The organism is Micromonospora sp. NPDC005163 (assembly GCF_053599835.1).
Genome location: NZ_JBSFYP010000013.1, coordinates 33,569 through 49,432 on the forward strand (window position 1 = coordinate 33,569; position 15,864 = coordinate 49,432).

At 68.2% G+C, this 15,864-nt stretch carries 12 protein-coding genes; 7 read left to right on the forward strand and 5 right to left on the reverse strand.

The window, feature by feature from the left end; all coding sequences use genetic code 11:
• Nucleotides 1-22: 22 nt before the first annotated feature.
• Nucleotides 23-2,080: an amylo-alpha-1,6-glucosidase gene (locus tag ACWD6N_RS11845; RefSeq protein WP_354966329.1), complete on the forward strand. Its 2,058-nt coding sequence runs from the start codon at nt 23-25 to the stop codon at nt 2,078-2,080.
• A gap of 311 nt (nt 2,081-2,391) precedes the next feature.
• Here ACWD6N_RS11845 and ACWD6N_RS11850 read toward each other — a convergent pair whose 3' ends face one another.
• Nucleotides 2,392-3,594, reverse strand: coding sequence for a low temperature requirement protein A (locus ACWD6N_RS11850; RefSeq protein WP_354966328.1), 1,203 nt, complete (start codon nt 3,592-3,594; stop codon nt 2,392-2,394).
• A gap of 567 nt (nt 3,595-4,161) precedes the next feature.
• Nucleotides 4,162-4,539, reverse strand: coding sequence for a hypothetical protein (locus ACWD6N_RS11855; protein ID WP_354966327.1), 378 nt, complete (start codon nt 4,537-4,539; stop codon nt 4,162-4,164).
• A gap of 60 nt (nt 4,540-4,599) precedes the next feature.
• Between ACWD6N_RS11855 and ACWD6N_RS11860 the strand changes: the two genes are divergently transcribed.
• From ACWD6N_RS11860 to ACWD6N_RS11870, 3 genes are all read left to right on the forward strand, one after another.
• Nucleotides 4,600-5,514: a hypothetical protein gene (locus ACWD6N_RS11860; protein ID WP_354966326.1), complete on the forward strand. Its 915-nt coding sequence runs from the start codon at nt 4,600-4,602 to the stop codon at nt 5,512-5,514.
• Between the two features lie 104 nt (nt 5,515-5,618).
• Nucleotides 5,619-5,840 carry a helix-turn-helix domain-containing protein gene (locus tag ACWD6N_RS11865; protein WP_354966325.1) on the forward strand — a complete coding sequence of 74 codons (222 nt, stop codon included), beginning with the start codon at nt 5,619-5,621 and terminating at the stop codon, nt 5,838-5,840.
• 758 nt (nt 5,841-6,598) lie between these two features.
• A complete protein-coding gene (locus tag ACWD6N_RS11870) occupies nt 6,599-8,149 on the forward strand; it encodes a hypothetical protein (protein WP_450004699.1) in 1,551 nt (516 codons plus the stop codon).
• 62 nt (nt 8,150-8,211) lie between these two features.
• Here the strand turns inward: ACWD6N_RS11870 and ACWD6N_RS11875 are convergent, their stop codons facing one another.
• A complete protein-coding gene (locus ACWD6N_RS11875) occupies nt 8,212-8,907 on the reverse strand; it encodes a TetR family transcriptional regulator (protein ID WP_354966322.1) in 696 nt (231 codons plus the stop codon).
• 107 nt (nt 8,908-9,014) lie between these two features.
• Here ACWD6N_RS11875 and ACWD6N_RS11880 point away from each other — a divergent pair, with 107 nt between their 5' ends.
• Nucleotides 9,015-9,977 (forward strand): aldo/keto reductase, encoded by a 963-nt coding sequence (locus ACWD6N_RS11880; protein ID WP_450004700.1) that lies wholly within the window; start codon nt 9,015-9,017, stop codon nt 9,975-9,977.
• A 750-nt stretch (nt 9,978-10,727) separates the two neighbouring features.
• Here the strand turns inward: ACWD6N_RS11880 and ACWD6N_RS11885 are convergent.
• Nucleotides 10,728-10,880, reverse strand: a complete 153-nt coding sequence (locus ACWD6N_RS11885) for a hypothetical protein (protein ID WP_450004701.1) — start codon at nt 10,878-10,880, stop codon at nt 10,728-10,730.
• Between the two features lie 165 nt (nt 10,881-11,045).
• Here ACWD6N_RS11885 and ACWD6N_RS11890 point away from each other — a divergent pair, with 165 nt between their 5' ends.
• Nucleotides 11,046-12,020 (forward strand): hypothetical protein, encoded by a 975-nt coding sequence (locus tag ACWD6N_RS11890; protein WP_450004702.1) that lies wholly within the window; start codon nt 11,046-11,048, stop codon nt 12,018-12,020.
• A gap of 88 nt (nt 12,021-12,108) precedes the next feature.
• A complete protein-coding gene (locus tag ACWD6N_RS11895) occupies nt 12,109-12,693 on the forward strand; it encodes a hypothetical protein (RefSeq protein WP_450004703.1) in 585 nt (194 codons plus the stop codon).
• 76 nt (nt 12,694-12,769) lie between these two features.
• On the opposite strand, the gene ACWD6N_RS11900 is transcribed toward ACWD6N_RS11895, so the two are convergent.
• Nucleotides 12,770-15,844 carry a type I restriction endonuclease subunit R gene (locus ACWD6N_RS11900; protein WP_450004704.1) on the reverse strand — a complete coding sequence of 1,025 codons (3,075 nt, stop codon included), beginning with the start codon at nt 15,842-15,844 and terminating at the stop codon, nt 12,770-12,772.
• Between the last annotated feature and the right edge of the window lie 20 nt (nt 15,845-15,864).

Here is a 15,864-nt window from a genome sequence, read left to right on the forward strand (position 1 = left end):
GTGGCCAGAGCGGAGGGGCAGCGTGCGGCTCGACCAGATCAATATCCTGCAGGGAGACGCCTTCGTTGTAAGCGACCGGCAGGGTGACATCAACCCGGCCGCTAATTTCCCCGACGGGCTGTTCTATCGCGACATGCGGCACTTATCGCGGTGGCAGCTGCGCCTCAACGGCCACCAACTGGAGGCGCTGAGCGCGGACAACCTCGAGTACGACGAAGTTGTTTTCTTTCTGATCGAGCCGACCGGAACGATCTACCGGAACCCGTCGCTGTCTGTCACCCGCCGCCGTGCCGTGGCGACTGGCATGCAGGAGCGCATCACGGTCCACAACTTCGGCAACACGCCGGTCGCGTTCGAACTCACGATGATATTCGACGCCGACTTCGCCGACATCTTCGACGTCAAGGACCAGATGTCAAAAACCGGCCATCTGTACCGCCATCGGCGCGACGGCGGGATCACGTTGGGCTACAGCCGCGCCGACTTCTGCCGGGAAACGCACATCGACGCCCCCGGCGCGTTCGTTACCGAAGAATCGCTCACCTTCCGACATGAGCTACCACCTGCGCAAGAGTGGGACGTCGACATCAACATCCGGGTCGGGGTGGAAGTGGACGTGGCGTTAGAGCGCCACCACCGCTGCCCGGACATGCCTTGCACCATTCGGGAATGGCTGGACGCGTCACCCATCTTGGACACGGATTGGGACGACTTGCTGCACATTTACCACCGCAGTCTTCTCGACCTCGCCGCGCTGAGGTTCTACCCATTCCCTGGAGACAAAGCCTCTCTGCCCGCCGCCGGGCTGCCCTGGTTCATGGCGGTGTTCGGCCGCGATAGCCTCCTAGTCAGCTATCAGATGCTGCCGTTCCACCCCGAACTTGCCTATACGACTTTGCGGGCCCTCGCCGAGCGGCAGGCGATCCATGAGGACGACCACCGCGATGCCGAACCAGGCAAGATCCTGCACGAACTGCGCAACGGGGAGCGTGCCCATTTCGGCGAACGTCCGCAGTCCCCGTACTTCGGCGCCGCTGACACGACGCCGCTGTTCCTGATCGTCCTAGACGAGTACGAACGGTGGACCGGTGACACGCAGACTGTCCAGGACCTCGAGCCCGCGGCCCGCGCGGCGTTGCGGTGGCTGGAGACGTACGGCGATCCCGACGGCGACGGCTACATCGAATACCAGACTCGCAACCCGGGCAGCGGTCTGGTCAACCAATGCTGGAAGGACTCCTGGAACTCGGTGGTCCACCCCGACGGCAGCCTCGCCAAGCTTCCCCGGGCTACCTGCGAAATTCAGGGCTATGCCTACGACGCGCGCCGCCGAACGGCGCGGCTCGCGCGGGAGATTTGGAACGACCCCGGCCTCGCCGAGCGTCTGGAACGCGACGCCGAGGAACTCTATCGCCGGTTCAACACCGACTTTTGGCTACCCGACCTCGGCTATTACGCCCTCGCGTTGGACGGGGACAAGAAGCCGGTGACCACGTTGACCTCCAACATCGGACACCTGCTGTGGAGCGGGATCGTGCCGCCCGAACGCGTTGACGCGCTCGCCGCGCTGCTCTGCGGACCCCGGATGTTTACGGGATGGGGCGTGCGCACCCTCGCCGACGGGCAGCCAGCCTACAACCCGCTTGAGTACCACAACGGCACCGTTTGGCCGCACGACACCGCGATCGCCGCAGCCGGGCTTGCCCGGTACGGACACCGCGATGAGGCCAACCAACTCGCGATGGGGCTGTTGCAGGCCGGCCATCATCTGGGCCATCGACTGCCCGAGGCACTCGCAGGCTACCCACGAAAGAACACTTTGGTGCCCGTGCTCTACCCCACCGCCTGCTCCCCGCAGGCATGGGCCGCTGGTGCGCCGATGATGCTGCTCCGCATGATGCTCGGCATCGATCCGGAGCCCGATACTCTGGCCGTGCGCCCACACCTACCTGAGGATCTCCGCCGCCTGGCACTGCACGGAGTGCGCTTCCGCGGCACGCGGGTCGAGGCCCTCGCGGGCACCGCTGCACATGACCTAGATCGGTTGAAGCCGATACCGGGCGCCCGGGAGCTTCAGTGAAGAACGCACCATTCGGTCGAGATCACCGTTGGACGGTAGCGGCCGGACACTGTGCTGGGAGATCCTGCGCGACGACGACGGCGCCGTCCCGCAGATTGACCGATACCTCGTCCCGCCATCGCCCGCCTCAACAACACCGCGTCACCGGTTGCTACACGTCCCCGCCCGCCTCACCCGTTCCGCCCGACGACCCGTTCCCCGAGGAACCCGCCACTCGCCGGGTAACCGCCATGCCCATATGCCGGACGAACCACACGGAAAGATCAACCAGCGGTCGGCCACCCTTGGTAACACTTAGCGACAGGCCGAGGCTAGTGATCCGTCGCGGTCCCGCCGGCGCCCTGCCTGCGCCGGGTAGCGATCACGGTGGTGGCGACGAGGGTGGCGAGGAGCAGAGCGGTCAGGCGCGCCGGTGCCGGCGTGAACGGTGTCAGCAGTACGAGCGCCGTCGTGGCCAAGTACGGCACGGTCGTCTTGAGCTGTTGATAGGGGCGGATGTGCAGCGTCCAGACTGCGAGTAGGTAGATTGCGACCGGCGTGGCCACCGCGTATCCGGCAGCCATGCGCCCAAGGTGCGCCGCGCCGGTCTGGTAGTCCACGTCGACGGCGATGCCCGCACCGAGCGCGGCGGCGGAAGCGAAGATCAGGTATTGGCCGTATCCCCAGAGCAGCGCCACGCGCGGCGTGCTAGCCAGTTGGTAAACGGGGCGGTCGAAGTACAGCCACCACATCGCGAAGACGATCACGACGGCGGCGCCTGCGATCGACAGCAGAGTGCTTGTCTTGATCCCTCTGTCGAACGCGGTCTGGACGGCGAGGCTAGCCGCGAGTATCGACTCGCCGAGCACGATGATGGTGAATAGCCCGTACCGCTCGGTTATGTGGCGTGGGTGCCAGATGATCGGAGCGGGGCGCCTGGCCCAGAACGGCAGGAGCAGTTCGGCGAGGACGATCACGAGGAAGCCGCGTAGGAGCCACCGGTCGGGCAGTGCCAGCCGGGCGATCCAGGCCGCCTGCAGCACGGTGATCCCCACGGCGTAGCGCAGTGCGGTGGCCCGCCGCTCCGGGTCGCTGCGGGCGACGCGCAACCATTGCCCGACCATCGCCAGCCGCATGATCACGTACCCGTAGGTGATGACGGAGAAGTCGCCGTGATCGAAGGCGCGAGGTACGCCACCGGCGATCACCAGCGCCCCGGCGATCTGGACCAGGGTGGTGAGGCGGTAGACGTCGTCCTCGGGGTCGTACGCGGAAGCGAACGTGGTGAAGTTCATCCACGCCCACCAGATCGCGAAGAACACCGCCGGATAGAGGCCGATCCCGTGGCCGATGTCGGCCTCGCCCAGGTTGTGGTGCAGCCGGTCGGCGGCCTGCCTCACCGCGGCCACGAAGCACAGATCGAAGAGCAACTCCAGCGGAGTCACCGTCCGGTACGGCTCGTCGGTGGGGCGGGCGACCATCGGCCGGTACCAGGTGCGCGAGAGACCCGCTGGATGAGTCACTGTGTCGGACATGGCAGCACCTCGGACGGCTCGCGAAGACGATTCCTGCCGCTGATCATTCCGACCGCGGCCCGTCCCGTACCGACGCTCACCAAAGTTCACGTGAACGGGCCTGGAAGTCGACTCCACCGGCCGCATGCGAGGCGCCCCAGACCGAACCAAGGGACGACGGTGACTGCTACCCGTTCGCTGCTCCGACCTCCGAGGCCGCTATGCGGTAGCGAGAACTCGTTCGCCTATTTCGTGGCCGATCCGTTCGAGCTTGCCCGCGCTGCCTTCCTTCTGGATGAGGTTAGCCAGCAGGCTCTGCGTACACCCGCTCTCGCCTGCAGCGGGACGCGGACCTCGCCGCCCGCGACGTCATCCTCAACACCGCCCTACGGCTGTACAAGCCGACGCAATGGTCTGCGCGGGACTGGCTCGTCGACCTCATCGACAAGTACGTCCAGGCCCAAGCCACTGGGTTGGTCTACGACCGCATGCTGAACCCCGCGCGGCGGTCGTAGGTCCCGTGTCGGGCGGTCACCACGTGCGTCGCCAGTGGGGCCATTCAGAGCGGGCGCTGGTCCGCCAGGCGGACTAGCCGCCGCCGGCGCGGTGGTCGTGGGCGTCGCAGTCCGCGCCGACCGGCGGCTCCACCTGGACGTCGGGGCACATGCGGCAGCGGATGACCAGGTGCCCGCCGCAGCGGCACGGCCACCAGTCGCGCATCGGCGTGGTCGCCGAGCCGCCGGCGTAGCCGTGCCCGTTGTGGCACTCGTTCGGCTCGTGGCCGACTAGCTCGCGGACCTGGCGGTAGGGGAGGGCGACCACGTGCGGGTCAGCGCGTGCCCGGTCGACCAGGTAGCGCAGCTCGGCGGGGGAGTCCACGACGCGCCCGATGACGGTCACGCCGGCCGGGCTGTTGCCGGCCCGGTCCCAGCGGATCGTGAGGTACCACCGGTTGCGCCACTCCACGCCCGCAGGCTACTCGCACAGGTGTTCGATGATGTCGGACCCGCGGGCCATACTGGCGGGATGTCCAGTGAGATCAATGTGACGTACCGGGTGACCCGGGCCTTGCCGGCCGCTCAGCAGGCCACCTGCCGCTTGGTGGTGGACGAGATGGCCGGCGAGGTGCCGGAGCCGGAGAACGCCGACGTCATCGTCACCGACGAGTTCGACAAGGTGGTCGCGGAGTATCTGGCGACCGAGGTTGACCTGGCGTTCGACCCGGCCCTGGCCAACCAGTACCGGGCGGACCGGGCCGACGGCGCCCGCGCCGCCGCCAGGACGTCGCCGCAGCCGGGCGGCAAAGTGGTGGTGATCGTCGGCAGCGCCCAATTCGCTCGCGGGCTGCGGTCCGTGCGGCACTGCCTGCTCCACGAGGCCCAGCATGTGCGCCTGCACCAGCGGGGCGACGTCGCCCACGCCGTGCACCGCCGGCTGCCGTTCACGCTGCCGGAGGACGAGTTCATCTGGGAGTTCCTGTGGCGAGCCGAGAACGCGATCGACGAGTTCCGGTGTGAGCGGACCGTGCACGAGCGGGGGTGGACCGACCCGACCAACACCCATGGGCCTCGCGACCTCGACGGTGTGCTCGGCACCTTCCGGGCGGTTCAGGCTGAGTTCCACCGCACGGGGGACCGGGAGCGTGCGTACGAGGGGGCGTTTGGCGCGCTCGACCGCCTGTCGACGGTCCTCGGGTACGGGGCGGCTGCTCTGGTCACCGGCGTGACCGCGCCGGTGACCTGGGCGCAGTCGCCGGCGATGGGACGGGTCCTCGACGTCCTGGAGGACCTGCCCGGTGCCCACGTGCCGGTGCCCCGAGAGACGGTGCTCGCCACCGCGGCGGAGGTCGCCAAGAGGCTGCGGCGGATCTTTCAGGAGCTGGGCTTCGACTGCTACTTCGAGGGCGACGACGGCGGCAGGTGGTTTGTGGTAGCGAGCTGAGCCGGGCTCGCTGGGGCCCGGCCAGCGAGCTTCGCGGCTTCGTTCTGTCCGGCCGCAATGGCATTGCCCATGCTCATAGCCGTGATGGGCTGATCGAGCTCGCGGTGGCGGTGCTCTCCGTCGCCTATCGGCTGGTGACCCAGCCGCCGCAGCGGATGAGCATGGACACGCTGATCGCCTTGTGTGACATCTTCGAGTGCACGCCCAACGACCTGATCAAGCCGGCCGTGGTCAACGCGCAGACGAAGAAGACCGCAGACGGGGCTACCGGCCCGGTGGTGCCTCTTGCCGGGCGACGGACTGTGATCCGCCGACCCGGCCAGTGAGGAAGCCGACGCCGGATCAGTTGCGGCTACGCGCCGAGCTCGCCGAGGCGCAGGACACGATCCTCGAGCATCTGCGCAGGACGCTGGGTTGCGAGCTGACCGGTGCCCAGGCGCAGTCGCTGCTGGAGCAGGTAAGTGCGTGGAAGGGTGCGCAGGCGCACGCGCTTGCCCGCCACCTCGGTCGCAGCCCGCAGGCGCTGGTCACGCCCGGCGCTGATGCTCCGAGGTCGCTAGTGAGGCTGTTGCCGTTGCTCGTCGCGGCCGGATTCGCCGACAAGATCAGGCCGCTGGGGTGCGTCGAGTGCGGCCGAACTGATCCGCCGCCGTTCACGAAAGTCCCGGCCGGGAGGTTATGCGACCGCTGCACGACCCGGCACCGTCGCCGGCCGTGTGCGCGCTGCGCAGAGGTCCGTGTCATCCGGGCCCGCCGCCCGGAGGGTGGTATCTGTGGGCGGTGCCGCGAGCAGGAGCCTGACGCGCGCGAGCCATGCGCGGACTGCGGCCGGAGTATGTTGCCTGGTCGGCGCCTACCGGACGGGACGGCGCTGTGTCAGCGGTGCGCGCCGAAGAAGCTGGAGCCGTGCTGCCGCTGCGGCCGGGACAAGCGGGTCAACGCGCGAACACCGCACGGGCCGGTCTGCAGCGCGTGCTACTCCAGCGCCCCGCGCCTTTGCGGAATTTGTGGGACGGTCGCGCCCATCCAGGCACGGGCAACGGAAAGTCGGCCGGACACGTGCCGCCGATGCCTGGGTCGCCGGGTGAAGCAGTGCAGCGTCGGCGGGGAGCACCGTCGCGGCCGCCACATTCTGGGCGGGGCAGGGCAGTTCCATTGCGACAGTTGCGTTCCCCAGCCGGTCCAGGACTGCGGAGTCTGTGGTCTGCACAAGCCGGTGAAGACGTTCTTGCCGCTCGGCCCGGTCTGCAACACCTGTTACCGACGCAGTCTCACCACACCGGGAACATGCATCTCGTGCAAGCGCCGACGCCTGATTGTGGGCCGCACCGCCGACGGGGATGCCCTCTGCGCCACCTGCTCCGCACCCGACGAGCCAGCCCAGATCTGCAGCAGATGTCACCAGCCGGGTGATCTGCTGGCGGGCGGGGTCTGCCCGCGTTGCACTCTTGAGGCCCGCGTGGCCGATCTGCTGCACACCGGTCGCGCGCTGGGCCCGAGCCCGCTCGGCCCGCTGGTGGCCGTGCTCCGCGAGGCCGACAACCCCTACCAGATGCTCATCTGGTTGCGGCGCAGCCCGGCGGCGCGACTGCTCGGACGACTCGCCGCTCAGCCGGGCGACCTCACCCACCAAGCCCTCGACGTGCTGCCCCAAGGCGAGTCAACCGCCTATGTCCGTGGCCTGCTCGTCAGCGCCGGCATCCTTGCCGCACGCGACGAGAACCTCGCCTTGCTCACCCGGTGGCTGGCACGAACGCTCGCTAAACTCCCGCCGGGTCACGCGACCCTGATCCGGGCGTTCGCCGAGTGGCACGTGCTGCGCGACGCGCGTCGCCGGTCCGCACGCGGCCGCTACACCTACGCCGCCTACAAGGGAGACTCCGGCAACATTCGGGCCGCTACTCGAGTCCTGGCCTGGCTCGACGAACGGCACCTGACGCTGATGACCCTGCGACAGGCACACCTCGACACCTGGGCGTCAGGAAACCTGACCCTGCGGGCCTGCAGCATCCCCTTTATCCGGTGGGCCGTCGCACGCGGCCTGACCACCGCTCTGAGCATCGCTCACCCACCAAACCGGCCCCCACGCCACTTCCAGGTCGACGACATCCAGCACGAAGAACTGCGGCAGTGCCTCACCGACACCTCCTTGCCAAGAGACGTGCGCATCGCAGGTGCTCTGACCCGGCTCTACGCCCTCGCGCTCACCCGCATCGTCGAGCTCACCGCCGGCCACCTGCACCGCGACGCGAACAACGCCTACCTAACGATCAGCCGCCGACCGGTGATCCTGCCACCGCCCCTGGCCCGGCTCATCGAAGAGCAGATCGCCGCGGCCACGCCACAGCATCTGCTGGCCGACGCAAACGGCTATCTGCTTCCTGGCCGAAGCCCCGGCCGGGCACGCAATCCCGCAGGGCTGGCCGACACCATGCGCCAGCACGGCCTCCCCGTCCGCGCCGCCCGCAACACCGCCATGATGCAGTCACTGACCGATCTGCCACCGATCGTGATCGCCGACCTGTTCGGGATCAATCCCGGCACCGCTCACCGGTGGGCACAGTTCGCCAGCAGTAGCTGGGCTGACTACCTCGCCGCCCTGAGCGACACTGCATCCACCGCCCGGCCAAGCTGATCTCTACCCCGTCAGCGATGGCCTGCCGCGGCCGCGATCCGGATGGGCCTACCGGCGGCGTCTTAGCTTGCTTCGTCTTGCTTTGCAGGTGGGAAGAGGGCGCTGACCGCACGGACGACGGCGGCTCGGCGTGCGCCCGTGCTCGTGTCCGCCGCGACTCGCCGAGCCAGGTCGGCCAGTTCGGGCTGACCGGCGTTGGTGAAGGCGATCTGGCTCACCAGGGCGAGTACGTCGACCGGGTCCCAACTGGGGTCCAGGTGACCGGCCTGCTGGGCCTGACGCAGCTTCTCCACCTTGGCGATCATGGACTTGCCGTAGGGGTCCGACGGCCCTGCCGCAGCAGTGCCGGGCCCACCGGCAGCATCCTCGGCGCCGTCACCGGTGGGGTCGAAGGTCAGGTCCGCGGTGTCGGCCTCGGGGGTCAGCTCCAGCCGTCCCCAGCTGAGGAAGCGGAGGCGGTCGGAGTGGGTGGTGAAGTAGTCGAACAGGGCGCCGGCGTAGGTGGGCAGGTCGCGGGGGTCCAGGGGTGCGGCTTCGGCAGCCAGGGTGAGCTGGTGCCGGGCGACGACGGAGTAGAGCTCTTCCTTGCTGTGGAAGTAGGCGTAGACCCGTTCCTTGCTGGTGCGTGCGGCCTTGGCGATGCGGTCCACCCGTGCTCCTGCGATGCCGTGGCGGGCGAACTCGCTCTGGGCCGCGCTGAGGATTCGCTCCTGGGTGCCTTCGCGGGTCTGGGGGCGGGCGGGCTTGGCGTCAGGCATGAGATCGATCATAGCCCAACCGAACCGTTTGGTTTGACGGTGTGCCCTGCCTGACCTACCGTTAACGTCAGAACCGAACAGTTCGGTTTGCTGAGGAAGGAAGCATCGTGCAGCAACGCAGTCTCGGGAACCAGGGTCTGACCACCTCCGCCATCGGCTTCGGCTCGATGGGTATCTCCGTGGCCTACGGGCCCAGCGACGAAGCCACCGGCATCGCCACCATCAAGCGCGCCCACGAGCTGGGTGTGACGTTCTTCGACACCGCCGAGGTCTACGGCTGGGGGGCGAACGAGAAGGTCGTCGGCAAGGCCCTGGCCCCGGTGCGTGATGAGGTCGTCATCGCCACGAAGTTCGGCTTCACCCAGGAGTACGGGTTCGACTCCCGCCCCGAGCACATCCGCGAGGTCGTCGAGAACAGCTTGCGCTACCTGGACACCGACCGCATCGACGTGCTCTACCAGCACCGGGTGGACCCCCAGGTGCCGATCGAGGACGTCGCCGGCGCGGTCAAGGAGCTCATCACCGCGGGGAAGGTGAAGTACTTCGGTCTGTCCGAAGCCGGCCCGCAGACCATCCGGGCGGCCCACGCGGTCCAGCCCGTCTCGGTCCTGCAGAGCGAGTACTCCCTGTTCGAGCGTGACGTCGAGGCCCTGCTGCCAGTGCTGCGCGAACTCGGCATCGGCCTGGTGCCCTACTCCCCGCTGGGGCGCGGCTTCCTGACCGGGACAGCGAAGCCGGCCGGCAGCTACGACGCCACCGACATGCGCAACACCGACCCCCGCTGGCAGCCGGGCAACTTCGAGAAGAACGTCACCGCCGTCGACCAGCTCCGGCAGCTGGCCACCGCCAAGGACGCCACTGTCACCCAGCTGGCCCTGGCCTGGCTGCTGGCCCAGGGCCAGGACATCGTGCCCATCCCCGGCACCCGCAGCCCCGAGCGCGTGCAGGAGAACACCGGTGCCGCCGACCTCACCTTGAGCGCCGACGACCTGGCCGCCATCGCCCAGATCCTGCCCGGCGGCGGCTTCGGTGCCCGCTACGCAGACGGTCAGGTGCCCACCTGGAACTGACCTGAAGCCCATCCGCGTGCAGCGATGACCTGGGGAACACGACGTCGTGTTCCCCAGGTCATCGCTGCATAGGCCCACCGGTAGACGCCGGCCCAAAGCCGATGAATCCCATCGGGCGGCCGAATACCGCAGGTTCGGAATACCAGCTCTTCACCAGCACGCTCGTGCCAGCACGGAGGCGATCATCGGCGGCGTCACCGGCAGCATCCGCAACCCCGACACGCTTCTCCTCGGCCGATTCGACCGGCGTGGCCGGCTGCGGTACACCGGCCGCACGCACTCGCTGGCCGCGCCCCAGCGCCAGGAGCTGGCGAGACTGCTGTCCCCGCCACGCCCGGCTGACCGCGGTGTTGTCATCCTCCACCCCTGGCCCGACCCGTTACCGGCCGCCTGGTCCGGCCAGTTCGAACGGCCGGAGCCGCTGCGCTACGCCCAGGTCGAGCCGACCGTGGTCGCTGAGATTCAGGTAGACACGGCCTACGAGCACCACCGGTGGCGTCACCGCGTCCGGTACGCGCGCCCCCGGCCGGACCTGTCGGTGTACGACGTGCCGCTGATCCTCGACGAAGGCGAAGACCCCTTCCCGACTATGTGCGCAGCGCCTGACTGACCTCAGCCCAATTCCCCCTAGAGAAGGGCACCGCAGCTGCCGTGCTCATGCAGCGGGCAGACCCAGCAGGGGACAACCAGGTGCCTGCCGCCCCGGCACGGCCACCAGTCCCGTATCGGCGTGGTCGCCGAGCGCGGGTGTTAGCCGTGCCCGTTGTGGCACTGCTGAGGCTCGTCGCCGGCCAGCTCGTGGACCGGCCGGTACGGGAAGGCGACCACGTGCGGGTCGGTGCGGGCCCGCTCGATCAGGCGGTGCAGGTCGGCCGGGTGGTCGACCACGCGCTCGACGGCCACCAGGCGGTCGGGCTGTTGTCGGATTCGAGATCGTGGCCAATGTGCTAACCGAGTCTGGGCCTGCTGGCGCGAAGCGTGTTGACGGGTCGGCCACCCAAACTGGGATGCGGTGGCGCGGGTGGGGCAGGCACGATGGCGACGCGCCGGCTCTGAGATGAGGTTGCTGTGACGCGACGCGATCCCACCGATGACTTCCTCATGCGGGCGAGCCGATTCTGCAGGGAGCAGGCCGACGATCTGCAGGGGCTCCTCGGGCCAATCCTGGATTTTGCCGCGCCGACCGGCGCGCCGGCCACCCGCGACCATAAGGAGTTGCTGTCGGCGGTGCGCAGCGCCGACCGGCAGGAGCTGTGGAGCCGGGCCGCGTTCGCCTGCATGCATATGGCGGTGCACGTGACTGACCATGTGCGCGCTCTCGGGGTGTTGCTCGCTCAGCCGCAGGCTGGGGCGCCCGTTTACGCGCATGCGAGTCTGGCCCGTTCGGCGGTGGAGGCTGCGGCGCTGCTGATGCACGTGCTTGCCGAGGGACAGCCGTTTGAGGTGCGGTTCTCCAGGGGTGTCGCGTTGCTGATTGCGGACTCGGGTATGGCGGCGAAGTCGGCGGCGCGGGTGCCGGGCAATGCATACATGGCCTCTCCCGAGGCTGCGGTCGCCAAGGAGAAGGAACAGTTGCTGACGCTCATCAAGCGTGCCCGCATTGAACTGGTGCGCAACCGCAGCGGTGACCGTGCCAAGGGGGTGCGGGTCACTGCCGGCGCCCCGGAGACGCCCATCGAGGTAAAAGCGACGGACTTGGTGCAGCGGGCATTCGCGGATCTGCCAGAGATCTACGGGATCTTGTCCGGGGTGGTGCACGGGCTACCGTGGCGGCTGGGCGACAGCGCCCACGTGTATGGGCGACAGGCGGTATGGCAGCCCCACCCGATGGAAATCGGCGGTTCGGTACTCGCGGCAGTGACCGCGGCCGGGCGAGCTGGTGCGTCCTTCGCCGGGTATCGCGGGTTCGGCGATGAGCCGGCCGTGGCCGGAATGCGGGCGCGAGCAAAGGCATCCGACGAAGCGTTGCGGCTGTACGGGGAGAGGCGAGGCGTCCTGGCGGGGCAGGGGCCGTCGATCGCGCGGTTCCTGACTCCGCAGTGACCGCTTGCCGGGGCGGTCGACCATAGCGGGGCGACCACCTCGCCCCCGCTCAATGGAGCTCGCGAGTGACTGGCCGTATGGTGCCCTGATGGCGACCGATGACGAGTACCCGGTACCCGGGGTTGACCAGACGCGCGCTGAGCTGGAGGCGCACGAGGAAGGCCCGGCCGGCTACGGCATGGTGTGGGTCGAGTGCGTGCTGGCCGGTGACCTGCTCAGCGCGTGGGCGTTACTGGACGACCCGTTTCGCTTGGCATTGGCGCAGCAGTGGATCCACGCCAACCGGGAGAACGCCGACGTTGCCCGGTTCGACCGCAACGACCTGGCGCACGATCTGTCGAACCCGCACTGTGTGCAGCATCCGCTGTGGCCGCGTGTGCATGACGCGGTGCTCGCCGAGCTGCAGCGGGATCTGGCCGGGTGGGACGCGGAACGGCTCGGCTTCCTGAGCCGGCCTCGCCCGGTCAGCCCCGGCTATGAGGTGGTGGTGCTGGGGCAGGGCACGGAGGTCAGGGTGATTGATCATTCGGGGCCCATGGTGGCGTACCCAATGCTGATGCACCTCACCGAGCGAGGCTGGCTGATTGCCCGCGCTGGCGTCGACACCGCCCCGGTTCCCGGCTGGCCGCCCACCTTTCCGCCCGGTCGGATCATTACACGGGTCGACTCCTGACACCGTGATGCAGGGCGTGACCACGACGATCACGCCCTGCATCAGCGGGTGATGCTGGATGCTGCCCGCGCATTCGTCAGTCAACGAGGTAGTGGGCTTCGATGTAGGCGACGGTGGAGTCATACGGCTCCCCCACCGGCTTCAACATGTAGCGGCGGAAGACCGCGGCGGTGGCGCGGCGGACGCCTCGGTTGCGAGCGTCTGCGTTGTCCCATGATTGGGCGAGGGTTCGGGTGACCACCTGGTCGATCTCCTCGGCCAGGTTCCGCTCCGTGACTGTGAGGCCGGACGGTGCGTGGTCGTGGATGATCCGTGACAGGACGCCTACGTGGTCGTCGTCCAGTACGACGACGGCTTCGTCGGGGTGCTTCTCGGCGTTCACGATGGCGCGGGCGACCCGGAGTGCTTCGGACAGGAACTCCAGGGCGTCCTGGGCGTTCTGGATGATCCGGTCCCGCAGCAGCCTGATCCGTTCCGCTAGGGCGGTGTACTTCGCGGACCCTGGTTCGACGCCCTTTTCGAGGGCGGCCTTGATGCGGTCCAGGATCTCCGCCGCGGACGGCGGCGTCTTGTCCTCGCCGTCGTCCTTGTCGGGCTTGGGGCGGACGAGGGCCATCAGCTCCTTGAGGACGGCGATGCCCTGGGCGTCCAGGACGAGGGCTTCCTCCTGGGACGCGACCACGGAGAAGGAGTGGACGTGGGCGTTGATGATCTCCAGGACCATCGGCCCCAGCTCGCCCAGCCGTTCCTTCCTCTCCTCATCGGAGGACTTCTTGAACAGGGTCGTGTACACGGACCCGAACAGCCCGAAGCCGTCCCGGTACTTGGCGACCCGCTTGTCGGTGTTGATGAGCGGGTACAGGCGGGCCAGGAGCCGGTAGTCCTTGGAGAACACCTCGGCGGCGCCGGGGTTGGCGTCCAGGAAGACGTTGATGGCCCGCACGGACTCGTATCCGTGGACCGTGAGGTCCAGGCCGTCGACGTCCGCGAGGAGGTCTTCGATGCGGGCGAAGGTGGTGCGGAACTCGGCGACTAGCTCGGACAGGTCGGTGACGAACCCGCCGCCTTTCTTGCCTGCCCCCTCCGAGGTGGGGTCGACGACGGCCCGCTGGACCTCTTCGGCCAGGCCGATGTAGTCCACGACCACGCCGGAAGTCTTCACGAACCCGGTCGGGGACACCCAGGTGCGGTTCGGGCGGGTGATCGTCTGGAACAAGGTGTGGGCCTTCAGCGGCTTGTCCAGGTAGAGGACGCCTTCGTTGGGGGCGTCGAACCCGGTCATCAGCTTCGCGGTCACCACCAGGAAGCACAGCGGGTCGTCCGGGGTGAGGAACCGCCGCTTCTGTTCCTCCTCCTCGGTCTCCGAGAGGTGGAACGGCCGCATGGCGGGCTCTTCGTCCTTGGAGTCCGAGACGGAGATGTTCACCTCGGCGGTGATCCGGTCATGCTTCCCGACCTCGGCGAGCACCTGTGACGCCTCGAAGCCGGCCAGCAGCTCGTTGATCTTGTCCGTGTAGGCCACGGCCAGCTCGCGGTTGTAGGCGACGACCTGGGCCTTGAGGCCGTTGCGGTAGGCGCCGGCCAGGTAGTGGTCCACGATGTCCTGGCAGACCGTATGGATGCGGTCGGGGTTGGCGAACACCGAGGTGAGGCGTCCGAACTTGCGGGACAGGGTCTCGCGGTCGGGGTCGTCGAGGTCGAAGTCGTCGGCGAACTGGTCGAACTCAGCCTGCAACTCCTGGTCGTTCATCTCGAAGGAGACCGGGTGCGGGTCCAGCATGACTGGGACGGTCGCCTCGTCTCGCAGAGACCGGGACACCGAGTACCGGTGCAGCACCCTGCCCGGGTCGGTCTCCTCGCCGAAGAGGGCGAAGGTGTCGGTGGCGAGGTTCCTGAGGGGGGTGCCGGTCATGCCGAAGAACTTCGCGTGCGGCAATGCTGCGCGCATCTGCCCGGCCAGGGACTTCGACTTGGCGGACTGGGTGCGGTGTGCCTCGTCGACCAGCACGATGATGTTCTCCCGGGTCGACAGGTTCTTGCCGGCGTCGGCGAACTTGTGGACGGTAGTGGAGATGACGCCGCGCACGTCGTCGGCCAGCAGGGAACGCAGCTCCTGGCTGGTGGCGGGCTGGTGGAAGTAGGCGTGCCCCATCGCGGAGGTGAACACCCCGGAGGTCTGCCGGACGAGCTGGGTCCGGTCCGAGAGCAGGATGATCGTGGGCGAATCGGTACGGGTGTCGGCCAGCAGCAGCGAGGCGGCGAACACCATCAGTAGCGTCTTCCCGCTACCTTGGTGGTGCCAGATCAGGCCCTTCTGGCCGCCGGCTAAGACTCGCTCGTGGATCAGGTGGGCGGATTCCATCTGCGGGTAGCGGGGCAGGTACTTCTTGTCCACCCCGCCTCCGGAGGTATCAAATAGGGCGAAGTTGGCGAGCATGTCCAGGACGGTGGCCGGGTTGAGCAGCAGCTCCACGGAGCGCTGCACGTCAGCCTGCCCGGACAGGTTCTCGTCGTCGGCGGTGGACCGGAACGGCTGCCACAGGTTCAGGGGCGCGCCAACGGCACCGAATCGCAGTTTCAGCCCGTCGGAGGCGACGGCGAAGACGTTGGGGGTGAAGAACCACGGGTACTCGGTGGCGTACACGTCGTTGATTTCGCGGGCGGCGTTAGCCCACCCGGACTTCGCGGTCGGTGACTTCACCTCGACCACGACCAGTGGCAGCCCGTTGACCCAGTACACGAGGTCGAACCGGCGGGAGGTCTTGCCGGGGACGGTGATGGTCACCTCGTCCGAGACGACCAGCGTGTTGGCGGTCGGGTGCTCGACGTCGATGACCTTCAGGGCGTGCCACACGCCGTCGGCGTCCCGGAACTCCTTATGCCCGCGCAGCAGGCGTAGTACCTGCTCGTTGGCCCGCACCAGCCCGCCTTCAACAGCGTTGACCGTGGCGATGATCTCCTCGACCACTGCGTCCACGTCGAACCCGTCGATCACCCCAGGGTTGAGCCGGACGATGGCGTCCCGCAGCTGGCCGGCGACCACCGTCTGCGTCGTCTCACGCGGCAGCGACCTGCCCGCTGTGAAACGCCAGCTCATCGGCAGGGACCACTGAATCATCAGGTTCTGGAACTCGCGCTCTCGAATGCCCATCGCCACGGCTCAGACCCCCA

Coding starts and splice junctions, on each gene's coding strand:
- ACWD6N_RS11860 (WP_354966326.1), top strand. CDS start 4,600: ATGTCCAGTGAGATCAATGTGACGTACCGGGTGACCCGGGCCTTGCCG.
- ACWD6N_RS11900 (WP_450004704.1), bottom strand. CDS start 15,844: ATGGGCATTCGAGAGCGCGAGTTCCAGAACCTGATGATTCAGTGGTCC.
- ACWD6N_RS11895 (WP_450004703.1), top strand. CDS start 12,109: ATGGCGACCGATGACGAGTACCCGGTACCCGGGGTTGACCAGACGCGC.
- ACWD6N_RS11875 (WP_354966322.1), bottom strand. CDS start 8,907: ATGCCTGACGCCAAGCCCGCCCGCCCCCAGACCCGCGAAGGCACCCAG.
- ACWD6N_RS11850 (WP_354966328.1), bottom strand. CDS start 3,594: ATGTCCGACACAGTGACTCATCCAGCGGGTCTCTCGCGCACCTGGTAC.